Here is a 19466-nt window from a genome sequence, read left to right on the forward strand (position 1 = left end):
AGGAGATAATCAGCAATGGAGCAAAAATCATATTTCATAACAGACGAAACAGGTATACATGCAAGGCCCGCAACCATCCTCGTACAGACGGCATCCAAGTTTGACTCGGATCTGCAGCTGGAGTACAACGGCAAGAAAGTCAACCTGAAATCAATCATGGGTGTCATGTCACTCGGAGTGGGCAAAGATTCGGAAGTCACAGTCTATGCAGATGGGAATGATGAAGAAGAAGCACTGCAGGCAGTGACGGATACTCTTAGTAAAGAGGGGCTGACTGGCTGATGTCAAAAATACTGAAAGGGATCGGCGCAAGTGACGGCATTGCGATTTCAAAAGCCTACTCACTCGTCGAACCCGACCTGAATTTCACCAAAACTTCAATCGACGGCAGTGCATCGGCAGATGAAGTGCAGAAATTCAAAAACAGCCTCCACGAGACGAAAGTGGAGGTCACCAAAATCCGCAACTATGCAGAGGAGACCGTAGGGCCTGAGCATGCAGCGATTTTCGAAGCACACCTCATGGTCCTGGATGATCCGGAATTCGTCGGCCCGATCGAAGAGAAGATCACCGGCGGTCATAGTGCACCGCAGGCACTCGTCGAGGTGCGCGACCAGTATTTGAAGACTTTTGAAGAGATGGATAATGAATACATGAGGGAGCGCGCAGCGGACATCAAGGATGTGTCGAAGCGCCTGCTTGCACACCTGCTCGGACGCACCCTGCCGGACCCGGCATCGATCGATGAGGAAGTCATCATCGTGGCAGACGACTTGACGCCTTCCGACACCGCACAGCTCGACAAGCGGTTCGTGAAAGGCTTTGTGACGAATGCAGGCGGCCGTACATCGCATTCTGCGATCATGGCACGGTCCCTTGAGATTCCTGCGGTCGTCGGCACAAAAGAGGTGACGTCTGCTGTCAATGACGGCGATATCGTGATCGTCGACGGGACGGCCGGGGACGTCATCGCCGGGGCGGATGAAAAGGAAATCAAGGCCTACGAGCTGAAGACGAACGAGCTTAAGCGCGAGCGTGAAACCCTTCTTGAACTGAAAGATGATGAGACTGAGACGCAGGACGGCATCACGGTCGAGCTCGGCGCGAACATCGGTACGCCGGATGACGTCGAGGGCGTGCTTGCCAACGGCGCCGAAGGCATCGGCCTGTTCCGCACCGAGTTCCTCTATATGGGACGCGACAAGCTGCCGACTGAAGATGAGCAGTATGAAGCATACAAGACCGTGCTTGAAAAGATGGACGATAAACCCGTCGTCGTCAGGACGATCGACATCGGCGGCGACAAGGAAGTGCCGGCCCTCGATATGCCGAAGGAGCTCAATCCCTTCCTCGGCTACAGAGCCATCCGTATGGCCCTCGGCAATAAAGAGCTCTTCAGGACGCAGCTGCGTGCACTGCTCCGTGCAAGTGTACACGGGAATCTGAAGATCATGTTCCCGATGATCGCCACTATCCAGGAATTCGAAGAGGCGAAGGCACTGCTCATCGAGTGCAGGGATGAACTGAAGGCGGACAAGGTGGATGTCAAAGATGATATAGAGACAGGCATCATGGTGGAGATCCCGTCTGCTGCCATCCTTGCGGATGAATTCGCAAAAGTGGTGGACTTCTTCAGCATCGGCACAAACGACCTGATCCAGTATACATTCGCTGCAGACCGGATGAATGAGAACGTATCCTATCTGTACCAGCCTTACCACCCGGCATTGCTGCGGCTGATCGACAACGTCGTCAAAGCCGCACACCGCGAGGACAAATGGGTCGGCATGTGCGGCGAGATGGCGGGGGATTCGACTGCCATGCCGCTCCTCATCGGCCTCGGCCTCGATGAGCTTTCAATGAGTGCAGGCAGTGTGCTGAAAGCACGCAGCCAGATCAAAAACCTTAAAAAGACGGATATGGAGCATCTGGTTGAAGCGGCCCTCCGTTCACCGGATTCAGATACGGTGACCGCGCTTGTCAAAGAGTATACCGAACGTCTGTAATGTGCACACGGCACATGAATTTCACGCTATCCGACTGTGAATTTTCATGTGCCTTTTTTTATTTCACCGGGAATATATCCGCATTTTGATGGCGATAAATTGTCTTTTATTTTATTGAACATTTTTTCACAATATTGTCATGGATGAGAATTGAAATCCGGTGATTTGGATATATAATGAGGGATACGGATATAAGGAGTGATAAAAGTGGATGATGTTCTATTAGGACGCATAATAACGGCGAGTACACTCAGTTTCCACATAATCTTCGCCACTTTGGGTGTCGGCATACCAATCGTTATTATGGTCATGGAATTTTTGGGTATTAAAAATAAAGACTCCCAGTATATGACTATGGCAAGACGGATTGCCAAAGGATTCACCGTAACGATCGCAGTCGGGGTCGTGACGGGGACCATCATCGGCCTGCAGCTGTCGCTGATATGGCCGGACTTCATGAGGCTCGGCGGACAGCTCATCGCACTGCCTCTGTTCATGGAAACATTTGCGTTTTTCTTTGAAGCTATATTCCTGGGTATTTTCCTATATACATGGAACCGGTTCAAAAACCCTTGGCATCACTGGTTATTGAACATTCCAATCGTCATCGGTTCAACTTTGTCGGCGGTGTTCATCACATCTGTGAACTCATTCATGAATACGCCTGCCGGATTCGATTTGGCCGAAGACGCATTCGTCAACGTCGACCCGATTGCGGCGATGTTCAACCCGTCGGTCTACGTGAGGGTCTTCCACGTCGTGGCAACGGCCTATATGACCGCAGCATTCATACTTGCATCGATTGCAGCATTCAAGCTGATCAAAAATAAATTCAAAAAAGACCGCGAATATCATATGAAGGGTCTGAAAGTGACGATGGCCATCGGCCTTGTCATGAGTTTACTTACAATAGTCGCAGGAGACTTCTCAGCGAAATTCCTCCACAATGAGCAGCCGGAAAAACTGGCCGCGATGGAGTGGCATTTCGAGACTGAGCCTTATGCCGATCTGGTCCTGTTCGGCGTGCTTGATGAAGAGACACAGGAAGTGAATTACGCGCTTAGGATCCCGTGGGCGCTCAGCTTCCTGTCGGGCAACTCCTTTGATACGGAGGTGACCGGTCTGAATGACATACCGGAAGAAGAACATCCGCCCATGGTCATCCATTATTTCTTTGACCTGATGGTGTTCTTCGGGATGTATGCCTTCGGCGTCTCGGTGATCTACTTCATCGTCAAGAAGTTCACCCGCTTTAACGAACACCATCCGGCGCTGCTGTATGCATACTTCCTGACCGGACCGCTGTCCATGATGGCGATCGAGGCAGGCTGGTTCCTGGCGGAGATGGGGCGTCAGCCATGGATCATACGGGGTTATATGCGGGTGGCGGAAGCCGTCACCAATGCGGATGGACTCGGCCTCGTGCTGATTGCATTCATCATCCTGTACATCATACTCGGATTCACATGTGCCTATGTACTGATCAAGATGTTCAACAACAGTTCGGCGGAAGCTTCGCGTGCGGAATATTACGGTGAGGGAGTGGATGCCAAATGATGGATCTGAATTATGAATTGATCGGAATCACGGTGCTCTGGACTTTCCTGTACGGCTATATCATCGTTGCGGCGATCGATTTCGGGGCCGGGTTCTTCAACTACTATGCGATAGAGACAGGCCAGCACCGGACGGTCAGCCATATCATCCAGCGCTATTTGAGCCCGGTCTGGGAAGTGACGAACGTATTCTTCGTGTTCTTCTTCGTGGGCATCGTCGGATTCTATCCGGACACCGCGTACTATCTCGGGACCACGCTGTTGATACCGGGGAGCATCGCACTGATCCTCCTCGCGATACGCGGAAGCTACTATGCATTCAACGCGAGTGCGACGAAACCGCGTAAATCCTGGGCATTCCTGTACGGGGTGACGGGGCTTCTGATCCCGGCATCACTGTCGGTGGTGCTGGTGATCTCGGAAGGCGGATATATATACGAGGACGGCGACGGGGTGCAGCTGAACATACAGGAGCTGTTCTTCAGTTCCTATGCATGGACGATCGTGTTCCTTGCGATCATCCTTGTATTGTATATCTCCAGCGGATTCCTGACGTACTATGCATCAAAGGCGAAAAATAAAGACGCCATGGAGACGTTCAGGAACTGGTTTCTGATCTGGTCGCTGCCGATGCTTGTGATCAGCCAGTTCACTTTCCTGAGCCTCAGGGAGCACAACTATGAGCACTTCCAGTCGGCACAGGATTACTGGTATTTATTCGGCCTGAGCCTGCTTGCGATGATCATCGCGGTCTTCCTGATCTGGAAGAAGCGGAACTTCGGCCTTGCATTCATCATGATCATGCTGCAGTTCGGATTTGCGTTTTACGGCTACGGCATCAGCAAGCTGCCGTATATACTGTATCCTTACATCGACATCAACACGAGCGTTGTGAACGAAGCGATGGCATTCAGCCTGACGGTCGCCTTCGTCCTCGGTCTGTTGCTGCTCATACCGAGCCTCATCCTCCTCCTCAGACTCTTCATCTTCAATGCGGAGTATGTGGAAGGTAAGAATGAGGAAGGATACTGATTTGCACCGCGTCCCGGAAAGGGGCGCGGTTTTTTAATTTATATGTTGAATTCTGCAGTGAGAAGTTTATTATATGAATTATGATCATGAAGATGTTTCAATGAAGCGGAGGAGTCGGAAATGAAGAAGGAATTTGCGGTGATCGGGCTTGGCAGGTTCGGCGGCAGCATAGTGGAGGAACTGAATGAACTGGATGCCAATGTGCTGGCGATAGACAGGGACCCTGAGCGGGTGAAGGATTTTCAGGATATCGCGACCGAATCGGTGATCGCCGATACGACGGAGGAGTCCGTCCTGAAAGATCTCGGGCTCAGGAACTTTGACCATGTCATCGTGGCGATCGGTGACAACATCCAGTCGAGCATACTGACGACACTCCTCCTGAAGGACATCGGCGTCAAGAGTGTGACGGTGAAGGCCCAGAGCACATATCATGCGCGGGTGCTCGATAAGATCGGTGCGGATTATGTCGTCCATCCCGAACGCGACATGGGGCGACGCATCGCGCATAAGATGATGTCGAGCTCCGTATTGGATTATATCGAACTGAGCAACGAATATTCAGTCGTGGAATACCTCGCCGGCAAGAAGCTCGCCGGACGGTCGATCCTTGAACTGAACATCCGCGCGGTCTACGGCATCAGCATCATCGCGATCAAGCGGGGTAAGGACATCCTTATCTCCCCGGATCCGAACCTCGAGATCGAGCGGGATGATATACTGATCGCCATCGGCGAAGACAGTGACCTCACCGCCTTTGAGAAAAAGATGATGGATTAAGTTAAATTTCATGCAAATAAAAATCATATCAGACACGGGAAAGAGGCCGGGCATAAGACGCCAGCCTCTTTTTTGCCGTGGGGCCGGGCAGTGCCGTTTAGTTACGAAATTTTCCAAGCTTAACTAAACACTACCAGGTTCCAGACGTTTAGTTAGGAGATTTTCCCGCCACAACTAAACACTACTGGTTCCCAAACGTTTAGTTACGAGATTTTCCAGCCACAACTAAACACTACTGGTTCCCAAACGTTTAGTTACGAGACTGTCCGGCCACAACTAAACGCCACCCGCGCCCCCGCATCACCAGCACACAAAAAAACCGGGACAAAAGTCCCGGCTTCATGCATATTTATTTCTTCTGAAGTTTTTCGTCGTTGACCCTCATGATCATCGGAAGAATCATCGGGCTGCGTTTGGTCTTTCTGTACAGGTGCTGGCTGAGTTCTTCGATGATGACCTGTTTGACGTTGAACCATTCGACCTTATCTTTGGATTCGAGGAGTTTATTGACGTCGTCTTTGATCTTCTTCTCGGCGCTGCGGATCAGTCCGTAGGATTCGCGCATGTAGACGAATCCGCGGGAGATGATGTCCGGTCCGCTGAGGAGCTTTTTATTCTTGAAGTCGATGGAGACGACGACGATTGCGAGTCCTTCTTCGGACAAGTCCTTGCGGTCGCGCAGGACGATGTTGCCGATGTCCCCGATGCCGATGCCGTCGACGAAGACGGTGCCGGCCTGGACGCGGTGGCTCAAGCGTGCCGAATCCTTCGTCAGCGCAAGCACGTCGCCGAGTTCCATGAGGAATACGTCCTCTTCTGCCATGCCTGTCGAGACGGCGAGGTCCTTATGGAGCTTCAGCATGCGGTACTCGCCGTGGATCGGCATGAAGTACTTCGGCCTGATCAGGCGGAGCATGAGTTTCTGCTCCTCCTGGGAACCGTGCCCCGACGTATGGATATTGGATAAGCGGCCGTGGATAACGTCCGCGCCTGCTTTGAAGAGCGAGTTGATCGTACGGTTGACGCTCAATGTGTTGCCCGGGATCGGTGATGAACTGAATATGACCGTATCATCCGGGATGATGCTGATCTGACGGTGCGTGCCGTTCGCGATCCTTGAAAGGGCGGCCATCGGCTCACCCTGGGAGCCTGTACACAGGATCATGACTTTGTGTTTTTCGATCTTGTTGATCATCTTCGGCTCGATGAACGTCTCAGGCGGCGCCTTGATGTAGCCGAGCTCGGTGCCGATCCTGATGTTGTTCTCCATGCTGCGTCCGAAGATGCAGATTTTACGGTCGAGCTTCACAGCGGCGTCGATCGCCTGCTGCACACGGTATATGTTCGATGCGAATGTCGCAAAGATGATCCTCCCCGTACATTTCCTGAAGATGTCCTCGACATTCTGGCCGACCGCCTTTTCACTGATCGTGAAGTTCGGGACGGTCGCATTCGTCGAATCCGACAGGAGGCACAATACGCCTTCTTCGCCGAGCTGTGCCATCTTCGCGATGTTTGCAGGCTCACCGACCGGTGTGAAGTCGAATTTGAAGTCGCCGGTATGGACGATGTTGCCTTCCGGTGTCCTTACGACGACGCCGTATGCCTCCGGTATGGAGTGGGTGACGAGGAAGAAGTCGACGGTCATATTGCCGAAGTCGAGTACGGTGTCCTCCTGGACTTCGTGCAGTTCCGCCGTACGCAGCAGACGATGCTCCTCCAGTTTGTTGCGTATCAGCCCGAGTGCGAGCGGGCCGGAATATATCGGTACGTTCAGCTCTTTCAATAAATACGGTATCCCGCCGATGTGGTCCTCATGCCCATGCGTGACGACGAGCGCTTTGATCTTATGTTTGTTTTCGATCAGGTAGCTGTAGTCGGGTATGACATAGTCGATTCCGAGCTGCTCGTCATCCGGGAACTTGATCCCGGCGTCGATGATGATGATTTCGTCTTTGTATTCGACGCAGTAGGTGTTCTTGCCGATTTCACCAAGACCGCCCAGCGCGAATACGCCGACTTCCTGTTTTTCGAGTGCCATTATAAATTCTCCACCTTAAATTGTGAATTGTTTTCTTTTTCGTAATTCAGGTGAGCATCGCTGAGTTCCTCGATGAATTCGATGTTGTAGCCCGAGTCGCTTAAAATCCTGCGCACTTCCGACTCTGATTCGGCTTCGAAATATTTTGTGGACGTATCTTCACGGATGATGCGGTCTGTCAGGTTTTCCTGGTAAAACACTTTGAATACTGCCATTTTCATTTCTCCTTCTTTATAAATATATATTGGTTTTTATTATCATCAAAAAAATTGTGCTCAATATAAGTTAAGCACAATTTTAGGATTAATCACTCTTCCTGAATTCATTGCCTAATAAACTTCTTCTCCCGAGGATGCTTCACGATCTATACCTGCATCCCCCATATACACTTATTTTTATTCTACAATATAGACGACCGGCATGCAAAGACTTTATAATGGAAGTGAATGGAGGGAAGCATGTGAAAGCACAAGACTTATTGACGCGGATCATGATGGAGTCGGAACGGGAGGACCGGGAATTCAGCCGCCTCGAGTTCAATGTCCGTGACAGGGGCGTCGTCATGAACTACGAATACGCGGACGCAACAGGCACCGGGGACATCCACCGGCCGAGGCACGTTAAGGATCCAGAAGTGTTGGACCTGGAGACGTTCGATGAACTGAAACCGCTGCTCTACGAAAAAAACATCCCGTTCAAGGAACGCCGGGATGATTTCCTGTAAAACCCGTGGATCCACGGGTTTTTTATTATTCCAAAGGTTTTGCGCCGATTTTCGGGTCGTTCGGGAAATCTTTGTCGATGCGGTCATAGAACAGTATGCCGTCGAGGTGGTCGAGCTCATGCTGGAGTACGACTGCAAGATACCCTTTGGCCTTGATCTCGATCGGTTTCCCGTCGATCGTCGTCGCAGTGACGCGCACCCGCTGGTACCGGTGGACGAGCCCCTCATACTCCTCATCGATGCTCAGGCACCCTTCGCCGCCCGGCAGGTATGTCTCGGTCACCGAATGGCTCTTCACCTTCGGGTTAATCAGCATATAATCATATTCCGCTTCGCCTTCTTCATTCTCGACATAAATGGCGAGCATCCTCTTATCGAGGCCGATCTGCGGTGCGGCGATGCCGACGCCCGGGCGCAGGCCGTACTTCTCCGCCGTCTCCGGATTCTGTGAGTTGATGAGGTATTCCCTCATCTCTTTCAGCTGCGAAATCGTTTCTTCGTCTATATCAGTGATCTCGGCGGCTTTCTTCCTTAAGATCGGATCCGGATCACGTACGATGTCTTTCATAGTCAACACGTTAAACCCTCCTGTTTTTGTGTAGGAATATTTATAGTATACTATAAATGGACATGATAGATAACATCTGGCGACTATTTAAAATGGATAATGTGGGGGATTTTTAATGAGGAAGATTGCCGGCTTCATGATGGCAGGTTTGATTTTCATACTTGGCGCATGCAGCAGTGAAATGGATGAACTGGAAGACTTCTATATGGAATTCCAGGAAACGCTTGAAATTGAAGAGGAGATCCGGGATATCAGCAGTGATTACAATGCACTTGAAAATGAGCGGGGACAGATACAGGACAACTTATCGACGGCGGAGCGCGGTGAATTGACTGAGATGGGCGAGACACTTGAAGCGAACACCGAAGAGCGCCTCGGGCTGATCAGGGCCGAAGAGGCGGTCATGGCGGAGTCTGAAGAAAAAGCGGCGGAAGCGGCGGAAGGAATAGACGACATCGACAACGACGAGTACCGCCGGCATGCGGAGGGGCTGATCACCGCAGCGGATGAGCGCTATGACGTGCACGGCGACCTGATGGGTGTGTTCGAGAGGGTGCTGAATAAGGAGATGGGGCTGTTCGAACACCTGCAGTCCGAAGAGCTGAGCCAGGACACCATCGACGACAGAATCAACACACTGAATGAAGAATATGAAGCGCTTACAGAAAAGCAGGATGAGTTTGCGACCGCCACAGAAAGGTTAAATGAAGTAAAGAATGAAGTTTACAGCATCTTTGCGGAATAAAACATCCGTGTCATATAACAGATTTTTCTGTTCTGACTTTGAAAGCGCTTTGCCTCAATGTTTGTATCAATCTGTTTCACATCCGCTTAATTTACTGTTATAACAGGGTGTGATAAAATCTTATATAAATGGTTTAATAAACAACCACTAAATTGTGAAAGGTTCGGTGAACATTCAATGGCATCTAAAAAAGGATTCGATCCTGTAAAAACATTGGAAGAGATCGAAGAAAAATTTGAAATGTACCAGATTCTGGACGAAAAAGGGGAAGTAGTGAACAAGGCGGATATGCCCGACTTATCGGACGATGAACTCGTCGAGCTGATGAGGCGGATGGTCTGGACACGTGTCCTGGATCAGCGTTCAATCTCGCTGAACAGACAGGGGCGCCTCGGCTTCTATGCACCGACTGCCGGCCAGGAGGCATCACAGATCGCAAGCCAGTACGCCCTTGAAAAAGAGGACTACATCCTGCCGGGCTACAGGGACGTCCCGCAGCTGATCTGGCACGGCCTGCCTTTGACACAGGCATTCCTGTTCTCACGCGGCCACTTCAAAGGGAACCAGTTCCCGGAAGGTGTAAACGCTTTAAGCCCGCAGATCATCATCGGTGCACAGTTCGTGCAGACGGCAGGTGTCGCACTCGGGCTGAAGAAACGCGGCAAGAAAGCCGTGGCCATCACTTATACGGGCGACGGCGGTTCCTCACAGGGTGACTTCTATGAAGGCATCAACTTTGCAAGCGCTTATCTCGCGCCGGCAATCTTCGTCATCCAGAACAACCATTACGCCATCTCCACCCCGCGCGACCTGCAGACGAATGCCAAAACACTGGCGCAGAAGTCAGTTTCAGTCGGCATACCGGGTGTGCTCGTCGACGGCATGGATCCGCTTGCTGTATATAAAGTGACGAAAGATGCAAGGGACCGCGCCGTGGACGGCGAAGGTCCGACCCTGATCGAGATGCTCTGCTACCGCTATGGACCGCATACGATGGCCGGGGACGACCCGACACGCTACCGTACATCCGATGAGGACTCCGAGTGGGAGAAGAAGGATCCGCTCGTCCGCTTCCGCAAGTTCCTTGAATCAAAGGACCTCTGGAGCGAAGATAAAGAGAACGAGGTAATGGAGCAGGCGAAAGAAGATGTCAAAAAAGCGATCAAAGAGGCGGATGCGACAGATAAACAGACTGTCACGCAGCTGATGGAGATCATGTATGATGACATGCCGCAAAACCTGGAAGAACAGTATGAAGTCTACAAAGAAAAGGAGTCGAAATAGATAATGGCTGAAAAGACGATGATTCAGGCGATCACAGAAGCGATGGCCACTGAACTTAAAAATGATGAAAATGTCCTTGTCTTTGGTGAGGACGTCGGCGTCAACGGCGGTGTCTTCCGTGCGACTGAAGGCCTGCAGAAAGAATTCGGCGAAGAGCGCGTATTCGATACGCCGCTCGCCGAAAGTGCCCTCGTATCGATGGGCCTCGGCCTGACGCTGGAAGGGTACCGTCCCGTCATGGAAATCCAGTTCTTCGGATTCGTATTCGAGGCGATGGACGGGGTTGCAGGTCAGATCGCAAGGCACCGTTACCGTTCAGGTGCATCAAAACCGACACCGGTCGTCATCCGTGCACCATTCGGCGGCGGTGTCCACACGCCTGAAATGCACGCGGATTCACTGGAAGGGCTGATGGCACAGACGCCGGGCCTGAAAGTGGTCATCCCTTCCAACCCTGCAGATGCGAAAGGACTGCTGATCGCAGCGATACGTTCGGATGACCCGGTGGTCTTCCTTGAGCATATGAAGCTGTACCGTTCCTTCCGTGAAGAAGTGCCGGAAGAGGATTATACGGTTGAAATCGGCAAGGCGAAAGTGAAGCGGGAAGGCACTGACATCACCCTGATCGCATACGGTGCGATGGTGCAGGAATCACTGAAGGCTGCAGAAGCGCTTGAAGAGGAAGGGATCTCCGCAGAGGTGATCGACCTCCGGACCGTGTCCCCTGTGGATTATGAGACCCTGGTCGAATCGGTTGAAAAGACGAACCGTGCGGTGGTCGTGCAGGAAGCACAGCGCCAGGCCGGCATTGCAGCAAACGTTGCAGCCGAACTGTCCGAGCGCGTGATTTTGAGCCTCGAGTCACCGATCAAGCGGGTGACGGCACCGGATACGGTCTATCCGTTCACACAGGCGGAGGAAGTATGGCTGCCGAACAAGGACGATATCATCGAAACTGCCAAAGAAGTTTATAATTTCTAATATAAACACATTCAAAAAGGAGGAGTTACAGTGGCTTTTGAATTTAAACTGCCTGATATCGGCGAGGGCATCCATGAAGGTGAAATAGCGAAGTGGATGGTCGCCGAAGGCGATGAAATCAAAGAAGACGACGTACTCGCTGAAATCCAGAACGATAAAGCACTTGTTGAAATACCGTCACCGGTTGACGGCACGATCAAAAAGCTTCATATTGAAGAAGGTGAAGTGACGACCGTGGGTACTGTCATCGTGACGATCGATGACGGTTCCGAAGACAGCGGGGAGTCTGAAACATCAGAAGAAGACAGCTCCAAAGAAGAAAGCTCTGAAGAGGAAGAGAAGAAAGACGACTCCAAGAAGGAAGAAGCCGAGCCCGAAGCAGAAGGCGCGGATGATTCCAAAGATCAGGAAGATGGAAAAGAAGAGGAACCTTCAGGTGGCCGTGTGATCGCGATGCCGTCGGTGCGCAAGTTCGCACGTGAAGAAGGCATCGATATCAGCCAGGTGAGCGGCTCGGGCAAAAACGGCCGTGTGACCAAGGAAGATATCGAAGCATTCAAGAGCGGCGATGCACCGGCAGAATCCGGAGAAGAAGCGGCTTCCGAAGAGGCACCACAGGAAGAGGTACAAACCGCAGCAGCCGCTTCAGCGGATGAGTCCCTTGAAACACGGGAGAAAATGTCCGGCATGAGGAAGGCGATCGCCAAAGCCATGGTGAATTCCAAACAGACTTCACCTCACGTGACGCATCTTGATGAAGTCGTAGTGGATGACCTGTGGGATCACCGCAAGAAATTCAAGGAGATCGCTGCAGAGCAGGGTGTGAAACTCACTTTCCTCCCTTATGTGGTCAAAGCAGTGGTATCGGCACTGAAGAAATTCCCTGAACTGAACACTTCCATCGACAGCGAATCAATGGAAGTCATCCAGAAACATTACTACAACATCGGCATTGCAGCGGACACCGAGCGCGGCCTTGTGGTCCCGGTCATCAAAGATGCCGACAAGAAGTCGATGTTTGAAATCTCGGATGAAATCAACCAGCTTGCTGAAAAAGCCCGCGACGGTAAATTGTCCGGCGACGAGATGAAGGGCGGCTCAATGTCGATCTCAAACCTCGGTTCTGCAGGCGGAGCCCACTTCACCCCGGTCATCAACCAGCCTGAAGTGGCAATCCTTGGAATCGGGCGCATCGAGGAAAAAGCGATCGTCAGGGATGGTCAGGTTGTACCGGCACGTGTTCTTGCGTTATCATTGAGCTATGACCATAGACAGGTTGATGGCATGAAAGCTCAAACTGCTTTAAATCATATCAAGAGATTATTGAATAATCCGGAATTATTACTGATGGAGGGATAATTGGAATGGTAGTTGGAGATTTTCCTATTGAAACAGATACAATTGTAGTTGGTGCAGGTCCAGGAGGTTATGTTGCGGCAATCCGTGCAGCACAGCTGGGACAGAAAGTGACGATCGTCGAGAAGAATGCATGGGGAGGCGTGTGCCTGAATGTCGGATGTATTCCGTCTAAAGCAGTCATCTCATCCTCACACCGTTTCCAGGAAGCGCAGAATTCCGAAGAAATGGGCGTCAAAGTTGAAAATGTCAGCCTTGACTTCTCCAAAGTGCAGTCCTTCAAACAAAGTGTCGTCGACAAACTTGTCGGCGGTGTTGAAGGTCTTCTGAAAGGCAACAAAGTCGAAATGGTCAAAGGTGAAGCTTACTTCGTCGACAACAACACGATGAAAGTCATGGACGACAAGCAGTCCCAGACTTACAAGTTCAAAAATGCGATCATCGCGACGGGCTCACGTCCGATTGAAATCCCGGGCTTCAAGTTCGGCGAGCGCATCATCGATTCAACAGGCGCACTTGACCTTCAGGAGAAGCCTGAAAAGCTGATCGTCATCGGCGGCGGCTACATCGGTACTGAACTCGGCACGGCCTACGCGAACTTCGGCACTGAAGTGACGATCCTCGAAGGGCAAAAAGATATCCTCGGCGGATTCGAAAAGCGCATGACTTCACTCGTCAAGCGTAACCTTAAGAAAAAAGGCGTGAAAGTCGTCACTCAGGCGATGGCGAAATCTGCTGAAGAAACTGAAAACGGTGTGAAGGTCACTTATGAAGCCAAAGGTGAAACCCACGAAGTCGAAGCGGACTACGTGCTCGTCACTGTCGGCCGTAAACCGAACACCGAAGAAATCGGCCTTGAACAGCTCGGCATCAAAAAGACGGACCGCGGCCTGATCGAAGTCGACAAGCAGTCAAGGACTTCCATCGACAACATCTACGCAATCGGCGACATCGTTGAAGGTCTGCCGCTTGCACACAAAGCAAGCTACGAAGGCAAGATCGCCGCTGAAGCGATTGCGGGCGAGAAGTCAGAAGTCGACTACATCGGCATGCCTGCAGTATGCTTCACCGAGCCTGAACTGGCGACAGTCGGACTCAACGAAGCGGATGCCAAGGAAGAAGGCTTTGAAGTCGTCACAGGACAGTTCCCGTTCGGTGCAAACGGACGTGCGCTCGGTCTGAACAAATCGGACGGTTTCGTAAAAGTCGTTGCGCGTAAAGAAGACGGCCTCGTACTCGGTGCGCAGATCGCAGGTGACGGTGCTTCCGACATCATTGCAGAACTCGGACTTGCCGTCGAGACAGGCATCACTCTGGAAGATATCGCTCTGACGATCCATGCACACCCTACTTTAGGTGAGATTCCTATGGAAGCGGCTGAAGTCGCACTGGGCAGACCGATCCACTCCATGTAATATAAATTTCAAGGCGTCTTTATGACGCCTTTTATTTTTGATTTTTATGAGGTGATTGAAGATGGCACAGGAATACAGTTATCCATTGGATACCGACTGGACGACGGATGAAGTCGTGAAAGTCGTTGAATTCTTCGAAGCGGTGGAGAACGGCCATGATGAAGGGGTTTCGGCGGCGGAACTTAAACGGCGCTACAGGGCCTTCAAGGAAGTCGTGCCCTCGAAGAGCGGGGAGAAGACGCTTTTCAGGGAATTCAAGGAGCAGAGCGGCCTTGAGTCCTACACCCTGGTCAGGCAGCTGAAAGACGCCGGCGACCAGGATATAATCAGGGCATGACCGCCGCGGATTGCACGTTTGTTTTCTGCAGTTTTAAATATATATTGCAGAACATTTGTGATTAAATTATATGATCACGGGTAATGGTTTAAAGAAGTGATTTTAAAAGACATATTTACAGGAGGTCGCTATGGCTAGACGAGAATACACACAGACTGTACGGCCGGTGAGCCGTATTGCAGAGAAGATATTCGGTTGGCTGGCATGGATCGGATTACTTATCATCGCAGGATTCCTGTTATTTTTCTCACTGGTGACGGTGAACGATCAGGCATTCCTTGATGAGATCAACATGATCGCCCAGGAACAGATAGAAATGCAGAATATTGATGGTGTGAGCGCAGAAGAAATGTCCCAGATGATGATCGGGATTCTGAACAGCTTCTGGATGTTCGCGCTGTACCTGGCACTGCCGCTGATACTCGGCCTGTTCGGGCTGTTGACCATGAGGCGCCGCATTTTGGCAGGGTTCCTCCTGCTGCTTGCTGGGCTGTTGTCCGCACCGCTCGTACTGGGTGTGATTACAGGACTCATACCTTTATTCTTCATCATTGCAGCAATCCTTTTATTCGTGAGGAAGGATGAAGTGATCACAAGTGATGACCTGGAGCCGCTTGATGCGGACCGCGGCGGTATCAGGGACCGTTCTGAAGACCCGAATGCCGGACCTGTAAGATACGACCGTGATCTTGATGACCGCGGCAGACAGAGTGATTATGCGCGCAGCCAGGAGTACGAACGCGAGCGCGAATATGAAACCGACCGCAGCCGGGGCAGGGACAGAGATGATGTCCGGACCGACCGCGACTACAGGGACGACAACACGAGGGACCGTCGGAGCGACATCGAGGAAACCCGCCAGTTCAACAAGATCAGTGAAGGCGACCATTACACGGAGACGAGGGAGAACGACCGCTTCGTGGACGGCAACATCGATTCCGAAAGCACGGTGGAACCTGTGACTGAAGAGGAATATAAGCGCACGCACGGCCTCGCAGTCGATGATGACCGCAGCCGTTCCGGACGTGATAAGGACTACAGCTATGAAAGCGATGCAACGACAGAGCGCCGCCAGAACGTGGACCGCCGCAACAATGACGATTACAGATGATGAATGCGCCCGCCATGTGCGGGCTTTTTTTATTGACATGCCTTACCGGTGCAATTTGTTACAAAAAAGTCGGTATCATTTGGAATCGGTACCAACACGATGAAATCAGAGTCCGCATGACTGTCCCCACTCACGGAAAGATGGAAACATTCTAAAAATTAAAAAATAAAGCTATTGTCTTCTTTGAAAATTTGTTATCATAAGTGCTATTAAATGAATATACATAGAATGGGGTCTTCAGTTATGAATGCATTAATTCGTTTCAGCCAGTTCGTGGGCAGCACTTTCGCGGTATGGGCACTCGTCTTTGCGGTTCTCGCGTTTGTTTTACCGGAAGGGTTCACCTGGATTGCACCGTACATTTCGATACTGCTCGGAATCATCATGTTCGGCATGGGGCTCACTTTGAAGCTCAGCGACTTCAAGCAGGTCGTCAAGGCGCCGAAGCCAGTCCTTGTAACTGTGCTCGCGCAGTATACGATCATGCCGCTCATCTCGATATTGCTGGTATGGGCATTCCAGCTGCCGGCAGAAATCGCGATCGGTGTGATACTGGTCGGGTGTACACCGGGCGGGACGTCATCCAACGTCATGACTTTCCTTGCCAAGGGTAACGTCGCGGTCTCCATTGCGGCGACATCCATCTCCACACTGCTTGCACCGGTCATCACGCCGATGCTGACACTGCTGCTTGCGAGTGCACTGCTGCCGGTGTCGTTCATGGCGATGTTCATCTCCATAGTTCAGATCGTATTGATACCGGTCGTGCTGGGCATATTCGTCAACTATCTGCTCGGTGAGCGCGTGGAAAAAGTGGTGGGTGTTTTACCATTAGTGTCGGTTATTGGTATAATCGGTGTAATTGCAGCCGTCGTCTCGACGAACGTCCAGAACATCATCGAGACCGGACTGCTGATTTTCGCAGTCGTCATCCTGCACAACCTGCTCGGTTATGCTGCAGGCTTCCTGCTCGGAAAAGTGCTGAACTTCAAAGTTCAGGACCAGAAAGCGGTCTCCATCGAAGTGGGCATGCAGAACTCAGGGCTTGCGGCGACGCTTGCGACCGCGCATTTTTCACCGATCGCAGCAGTTCCGGGTGCGATCTTCTCGGTATGGCACAACATATCAGGTTCACTCGTTGCAAACTGGATGAGCAAAATCAAGAATGATGAAGAAGGAACAGAGGCACAAAAAGAAACAGGACAGACAGAAGAAATAATCACTTAAAAAGGCGGGAAAATTCATGTCAGAGAAAAAAGATCTCAGAATCAACAGTAAAGTCTACACAGAAAGCAACGTCAAGGCACCGAACCGTGCGATGCTCAGGGCGGTCGGCTTCACCGACGAGAAATTCCAGATGCCGCAGATCGGTGTCGCAAGCAACTGGGCGGAGACGACGCCGTGCAACATCCATCTGAATGACCTGGCGCAATTTGCAAAAGAAGGTGTCAGCACCTCAGGCGGTGTACCGATACAGTTCAACACGATCACTGTCGCGGACGGCATCGCAATGGGCACGCAGGGTATGCGTTTTTCACTGCCTTCAAGGGACATCATCGCGGATTCGATCGAAACGATGGTCGGCGGGCAGAACCTTGATGCACTTGTCGCGATCGGCGGCTGTGATAAAAACATGCCGGGCTGTGCCATCGCAATGGCGAACCTCAACGTCCCTGCCGTATTCGTCTACGGCGGAACGATCGCACCGGGTAAGCACAAGGGTGAAGACATCGACCTGGTCAGTGTTTTTGAAGGTATCGGCAAATGGAACAACGGCGAGATCGATGACGAGGAATTGAAGGCAATCGAATGCAACGGCTGTCCGGGACCGGGCGGCTGCGGCGGCATGTACACGGCAAACACCATGGCTGCAGCCCTGGAAGCGATGGGCATGAGCCTGCCGGGGTCGTCTTCGAACCCTGCTGCTTCCAAAGATAAGGAGCAGGATGTATATGAAGCGGGCAAAGCCGTTTTGAACCTGCTTGAAAAAGACATCTATCCAAAAGACATCCTGACGAAAGAAGCATTTGAAAATGCAATCACCGTCATCTATGCCCTCGGCGGCTCCACGAACGCAATCCTGCATCTGCTTGCCATTGCGCATGCGGCCGAAGTGGAACTGACCATCGATGACTTCAACGTCATGCAGGAGAAAGTGCCGCATCTGGCGGACCTGAAGCCGAGCGGTAAATATGTCTTCCAGGATCTTTACAATGTCGGCGGTGTGCAGGGCGTAATGAAGTATCTGTATGAAAACGGCCTGATCCACGGCGACTGCCTGACGGTGACCGGCAAGACTATTGCCGAGAACCTCGAGGAAGTCGAACCTCTGAAAGAAGGACAGGATGTCATCCTGCCGCTTGAAAGACCGAAGCGTGCGGATGGTCCTCTCATCGTACTGAAAGGCAACCTTGCACCATTAGGCGCGGTCGCCAAAGTATCGGGCGTCCAGGTCCGCCGCCATGAGGGGCCGGCCAAAGTGTTCAATACGGAGCAGGAGGCGATCGATGCGGTGATGGCCAATGAAGTCGAAAAGGGCGATGTCGTCATCGTACGCTATGTCGGTCCGAAAGGCGGACCGGGCATGCCCGAGATGCTTTCGCTGTCCAGCCTGATTTCAGGGAAAGGTCTCGGCGAAGACGTCGCACTTCTCACCGACGGCAGATTCTCCGGCGGCACACGCGGCCTCGTCGTGGGCCACATTGCGCCTGAAGCACAGGAAGGCGGCCCGATTGCACTCGTCAAGACAGGTGACCTTGTGACGATCGACCAGGATATGAAGAATATCACGATGAATGTTTCCCCTGAGGAAATGAAGGCACGTGCAGATGAACTCGAACTGCCGCCGCTGTATAAAAAAGGCGTGCTCGGAAAGTATGCACATATCGTCTCCCATTCCTCACTCGGAGCAGTGACGGATTTCTTCAACAGGGATGACATCAACCAAAGATAAATATGATCAAAGAACCCGGACGAATTTAATCGTCCGGGTTTTTTATATGCTGTGTGTATATTTTTATCCGGCAGCCTCATATATCCATGAAAAAACTTTAAAAAAATTTAAAAAACCGAACAATGCATCACATCAAGGTTGTAATCGTTTTCAAATACAAAAGATTTAGACAATTTAAAAAAATCTTTGTGAAAAGGTTGATTTTTACGCCAAAAGGCTGTAATATAACTCTCAACATCATATCACAGAAATATCAGATTAATTCAAAACTGAATAATCTACAAAGCTTTGAAGGGAATTTAAAGTTTGCCGTATTGATTTAAAGAGAATGGGACCCGGCTGAAAGCCCAGATCAATATAAACTTTATGCTCATCCCTGAGTGCTGTTCTGAAAGGTTCATACTTATTAGGATCAGCCGGGTGCGTCCCACCCGTTATTAACGGACTGCATGGTAAGTGATAAATTAAATGGAATGACCGCCATAAAATTAACTCCTTATTAACATTTACCCCTCTTATCATGCAGTCCATAAGGCCGGTACCGTGAGGTGCCGGCAAAAATGGGTGGTACCGTGAG

18 protein-coding genes are annotated in these 19466 nt (G+C 51.3%); 15 read left to right on the forward strand and 3 right to left on the reverse strand.

The genetic code is table 11. The annotated features are described in order from the left end of the window. Positions 1-15: 15 nt before the first annotated feature. The 5 genes from LPW40_RS00595 (at position 16) to LPW40_RS00615 (ending at position 5374) form a co-directional block, all read left to right on the forward strand. Positions 16-282, forward strand: a complete 267-nt coding sequence (locus LPW40_RS00595; protein ID WP_097038070.1) for a phosphocarrier protein HPr — start codon at positions 16-18, stop codon at positions 280-282. Then, positions 282-2006, forward strand: coding sequence for a phosphoenolpyruvate--protein phosphotransferase (gene ptsP, locus LPW40_RS00600; RefSeq protein ID WP_230820317.1), 1725 nt, complete (start codon positions 282-284; stop codon positions 2004-2006). Before LPW40_RS00595 ends, ptsP begins: the two co-directional genes overlap by 1 nt. 207 nt (positions 2007-2213) lie before the next feature. Beyond that, positions 2214-3563, forward strand: a complete 1350-nt coding sequence (locus LPW40_RS00605) for a cytochrome ubiquinol oxidase subunit I (RefSeq protein WP_097038072.1) — start codon at positions 2214-2216, stop codon at positions 3561-3563. Positions 3564-3568: 5 nt separating this feature from the next. Beyond that, complete coding sequence (locus LPW40_RS00610; protein ID WP_097039615.1) at positions 3569-4594, forward strand: cytochrome d ubiquinol oxidase subunit II; 1026 nt, start codon at positions 3569-3571, stop codon at positions 4592-4594. 120 nt (positions 4595-4714) lie between these two features. Beyond that, positions 4715-5374: a potassium channel family protein gene (locus tag LPW40_RS00615; RefSeq protein ID WP_230820318.1), complete on the forward strand. Its 660-nt coding sequence runs from the start codon at positions 4715-4717 to the stop codon at positions 5372-5374. Positions 5375-5723: 349 nt separating this feature from the next. Here the strand turns inward: LPW40_RS00615 and rnjA are convergent, their stop codons facing one another. Both rnjA and LPW40_RS00625 read right to left on the reverse strand, forming a co-directional pair. Continuing rightward, positions 5724-7418, reverse strand: a complete 1695-nt coding sequence (rnjA, locus tag LPW40_RS00620) for a ribonuclease J1 (protein WP_413775984.1) — start codon at positions 7416-7418, stop codon at positions 5724-5726. Continuing rightward, entirely contained in the window at positions 7415-7630 is a 216-nt protein-coding gene (locus tag LPW40_RS00625) for a DNA-dependent RNA polymerase subunit epsilon (RefSeq protein ID WP_230820320.1), read from the reverse strand. Before LPW40_RS00625 ends, rnjA begins: the two co-directional genes overlap by 4 nt. Positions 7631-7875: 245 nt before the next feature. Between LPW40_RS00625 and LPW40_RS00630 the strand changes: the two genes are divergently transcribed. Beyond that, positions 7876-8139, forward strand: a complete 264-nt coding sequence (locus LPW40_RS00630; protein WP_230820321.1) for a hypothetical protein — start codon at positions 7876-7878, stop codon at positions 8137-8139. A 25-nt stretch (positions 8140-8164) separates the two neighbouring features. Here LPW40_RS00630 and def read toward each other — a convergent pair whose 3' ends face one another. Continuing rightward, on the reverse strand, positions 8165-8716 hold the full coding sequence (def, locus tag LPW40_RS00635; protein ID WP_230820322.1) for a peptide deformylase: 552 nt from the start codon (positions 8714-8716) through the stop codon (positions 8165-8167). Between the two features lie 106 nt (positions 8717-8822). On the opposite strand from def, the gene LPW40_RS00640 reads away from it, so the two are divergent. The 9 genes from LPW40_RS00640 to ilvD all read left to right on the forward strand — a co-directional run bounded on the left by LPW40_RS00640 (position 8823) and on the right by ilvD (position 18889). After that, entirely contained in the window at positions 8823-9452 is a 630-nt protein-coding gene (locus LPW40_RS00640) for a YkyA family protein (protein WP_230820323.1), read from the forward strand. 177 nt (positions 9453-9629) lie between these two features. Further along, positions 9630-10736, forward strand: coding sequence for a pyruvate dehydrogenase (acetyl-transferring) E1 component subunit alpha (pdhA, locus tag LPW40_RS00645; RefSeq protein ID WP_230820324.1), 1107 nt, complete (start codon positions 9630-9632; stop codon positions 10734-10736). 3 nt (positions 10737-10739) lie between these two features. After that, complete coding sequence (locus LPW40_RS00650) at positions 10740-11717, forward strand: alpha-ketoacid dehydrogenase subunit beta (RefSeq protein WP_230820325.1); 978 nt, start codon at positions 10740-10742, stop codon at positions 11715-11717. Between the two features lie 30 nt (positions 11718-11747). After that, positions 11748-13076, forward strand: a complete 1329-nt coding sequence (locus tag LPW40_RS00655; protein ID WP_230820326.1) for a dihydrolipoamide acetyltransferase family protein — start codon at positions 11748-11750, stop codon at positions 13074-13076. 5 nt (positions 13077-13081) lie between these two features. Then, entirely contained in the window at positions 13082-14488 is a 1407-nt protein-coding gene (gene lpdA, locus LPW40_RS00660) for a dihydrolipoyl dehydrogenase (protein ID WP_230820327.1), read from the forward strand. Positions 14489-14549: 61 nt separating this feature from the next. Continuing rightward, positions 14550-14825: a UPF0223 family protein gene (locus LPW40_RS00665; RefSeq protein WP_230820328.1), complete on the forward strand. Its 276-nt coding sequence runs from the start codon at positions 14550-14552 to the stop codon at positions 14823-14825. 130 nt (positions 14826-14955) lie between these two features. Further along, the gene (locus LPW40_RS00670; protein ID WP_230820329.1) at positions 14956-15936 is read left to right on the forward strand and encodes a DUF4064 domain-containing protein; all 981 of its coding nucleotides are present in this window, start codon (positions 14956-14958) and stop codon (positions 15934-15936) included. A 243-nt stretch (positions 15937-16179) separates the two neighbouring features. Further along, the gene (locus LPW40_RS00675) at positions 16180-17163 is read left to right on the forward strand and encodes a bile acid:sodium symporter family protein (RefSeq protein ID WP_230820330.1); all 984 of its coding nucleotides are present in this window, start codon (positions 16180-16182) and stop codon (positions 17161-17163) included. A gap of 16 nt (positions 17164-17179) precedes the next feature. Then, positions 17180-18889 carry a dihydroxy-acid dehydratase gene (gene ilvD / locus LPW40_RS00680; protein ID WP_230820331.1) on the forward strand — a complete coding sequence of 570 codons (1710 nt, stop codon included), beginning with the start codon at positions 17180-17182 and terminating at the stop codon, positions 18887-18889. Positions 18890-19466: the final 577 nt, after the last annotated feature.

The organism is Salinicoccus halitifaciens (genome assembly GCF_021026095.1).
In the GTDB taxonomy this organism is placed as follows: domain Bacteria; phylum Bacillota; class Bacilli; order Staphylococcales; family Salinicoccaceae; genus Lacicoccus; species Lacicoccus halitifaciens.